This window comes from Pedobacter sp. 01T416_2, from assembly GCF_056398925.1.
Genome location: NZ_JBFTQI010000738.1, coordinates 1 through 2,912 on the forward strand (window position 1 = coordinate 1; position 2,912 = coordinate 2,912).

Consider the following 2,912-nt stretch of genomic DNA (forward strand, 5'->3'; position numbering starts at 1 on the left):
ACGTAAYGGTAAATGGAGCACCTTTGGTCGTTAAACCTTAATCTAACACTTATTCTTAAGTTAATGATATTGGGCTTCGAAGTTAAACGATTGAGGTGACAGATTGCAAAGAACGGTCGTCATTCCCGCGCAGGCGGGAATCTTAATGCAACATATAAACCTAGCTAAAACGTTAAGATTATTCATAAGTTTTCTTTTTATTCATAGGCATTCATGAGCACTCCGTGGTTCCCAATCAAGTTGGGAATGACGATCCACCTGTAACTGCCATTTCCTTATCCCCGGTCTGTGTCCTCACAGAACGAAAAAATTATATTTAGGTGGTCTGTGGAGACACAGACCACGGCAACTTTTATTATTGCTTGCGCTCGTTTCCAAACGAGCGCATAAATAGCATTACGATTTACATCGTTATAAATGATTGTTTTGTTCGGTGAGCCGCCGACCAAGAGAAAAATACTTCTTTATTTTCCTGCTTTCAGTGTTTCCGTGGCAAAAAAAGCTAAATGCTACCAATCCAATTTCAACAAAGCTACTCCTTGTCTGGCTAATTCCATTTCAAAAGCACCACCCGTGGTGTCAAATTTTCTGGGTTTACCAATCATTTTAAGCTGGCCTGATTTTTCTAATGCTGCAATTTGTTTCGCATCTGGATTTTGGGGTGAACCCATTTTTTTCCATTCTGAATAAGAATTGCTATTTTCGGTATCAATGCGATATTCTTTGACAGTTATCATTTTTACAGGCAATTTATTCAACAAGATGGAAACAACATCTTTTGAATCCGCTTTATCCTCATCATGGTAATTCCATAACATAACAGCAGCGGTTTTCTCGGCTTTAGTGGCTAAAACACCTATGTCTGTTTGTGGTTTTCTGATGCTCGAATCTAAAATAGAATTTAAATTGTACATGCGGTTACTTGTGGCCTCAACACGGTTCCCTTTCATCTGGCCAAACATCCTGAATACATTTAAAACAGGTTTATCAACGCCATTGGTGGCTAAATCCCTAAAACCTGCAAACCAAGGCTGGTTTTCAAATTCGAACGACCAGGTAACAGCGCCCAACAGGTTGATTTTATATTTATCTGTAAGTTCGTAAAGCCGGGCAAAAGAGGCTGCGGTATAGCTCGAATACATGGTGCCGTTTCGGTAGGCATTTTCAGGATTGGTACTCATGCCACAGGCTGCACAGCCTTCAGGATCGGATTCGCCGATAATTACAGGGATATTTTTAAGTTGAGGGTATTTACTGATGATCTTATAATTTCCATCAATATTGCGGAGCTGTGCCCTTACATTCATCACTACGGTTCCATTAACCACCCTTGGCGAGCCTTTAGCATGAAAAAGAACAGCATCTAAAGGCGAACCGATTTTGCCCGTTACATAATTGGTATCGTTTAAACAATGTTTGATAAAGGCATCCAGGTACTTCGTTCCACCGCCTGTTACGTTGGCACCACCAATTTTCGCGGTAGGTAGGGCACGTTTTAGTCCATCGGCAGCGTAATCGTAAAGTTTAAAGAATTCGGCCTGTGTACCTTTCCAATAAGCGCCATCAGGCTCGTTCCACACTTCCCAGTACCAGCTTTCTACCTCAGCCTTGCCATATCGTGCTACACAATGTTTTACCCATTCGTAAACCAAATTGCCCCACTTTTTGTAATCTTTTGGCGGATAGGCCCAGCCGGTTAAAATTTCATCATACCGGGCGCCAGGCTTCCATTTGTGTTGATAAGGTTGAGGTTTGGTTGAAAGTGCCTCAGGCATAAAGCCTATTTGAGCCAAAGGTTTCATGCCTCTTTTTACGTAAGTATCGAAAATCTGATCAACAATTTTCCAGTTGTAAACCGGATTACCTTTGGCATCTTCAGTATAGGCATTCGTCGATCCCCATTTTAAAGCAGGAGTGCCATCGCCAGAGGTTAGCAAGTTATGCGCACGTACGTATACCGGAACCGGACTTAATTTAGAAATCTCGGTCAATAACTTCTGTCCATCTTTCATGTAGGTGTAATTCGGCTCATCGTAGCCAAACCAGGCCCAAATGGGTTTCATTGGTGCTATATTCTTGTCGAAATTAACCTCGATGCTGGCTTTAGACTGCGCATTAACCGTATGGATGAAAGCGGTTAAGCTAAAGAGTAGGAGGTAAGCTTTTTTGAATGTTTTCATATCGTGTTTTTTATTTTGGTCAAGACTTCCGAAGTTTACCCTGGCATATGGCCTGGCAAAACTTCGGAAGTCTGCTTATGGCTGCTCGTAAATTTCGGCTTCAATAATACTTAAACCACCTTTTAGTTTGGTTTCTGCACGGTCAACACCATCATCAAGTTTTTTACCATTTACCTCTACGCCAATATATGAGTTTTCTTTTTCTTTTCCTGAACCCATTAACTGTATGGTAACTGTTTTTCCTTTTGCTGGCTTGCAGTTTGCAGTAAAATAACCCAGGCTAGGTTTGCTATTGCCTTCGAAAACTACTTTTCCATCAACCAGGATCCTTAATGGATAAATTTTGGTTCTAAAACCATTCAATTTTAGCGAGACTGCTGATACTGTACTTTCTTTTGCTAAAGTATATTTGATCCATGCGGTAGCGATCTTTCCATCGTTTACCCAATCGCTCAATTCATTATCATCGAAGCTTAAATTGGCTTTATCGCTATTGGCGCCAGCCTCGGTAGCAATAATTTTAATCGATTTACGGGAAATTGTGTATGATGGATCAAGCGGTGTTGCGCCTTTGCTTAAATTCGGTTTCAAACCATCGCTTGGTAGTTGGTTAGATAATCCCTGAGTAGTATTAACCGGTAAAGTTTCGAATGAAAGGCTTGCAGGCCGTAAGTCTTCTGCTTTTGCGGTTAAATTAATTTTTCCGGCAGTAGTTGTCGATCTGATGAGCAC

At 41.1% G+C, this 2,912-nt stretch carries 1 protein-coding gene and 1 pseudogene; both read right to left on the reverse strand.

Annotated features, from left to right (window positions below; genetic code table 11):
• Window positions 1–509: 509 nt before the first annotated feature.
• Window positions 510–2,180 (reverse strand): GH39 family glycosyl hydrolase, encoded by a 1,671-nt coding sequence (locus AC1DPQ_RS23335; RefSeq protein WP_477584287.1) that lies wholly within the window; start codon window positions 2,178–2,180, stop codon window positions 510–512.
• 75 nt (window positions 2,181–2,255) lie between these two features.
• Window positions 2,256–2,912: pseudogene (locus tag AC1DPQ_RS23340) on the reverse strand (beta-galactosidase); the annotation flags it as partial.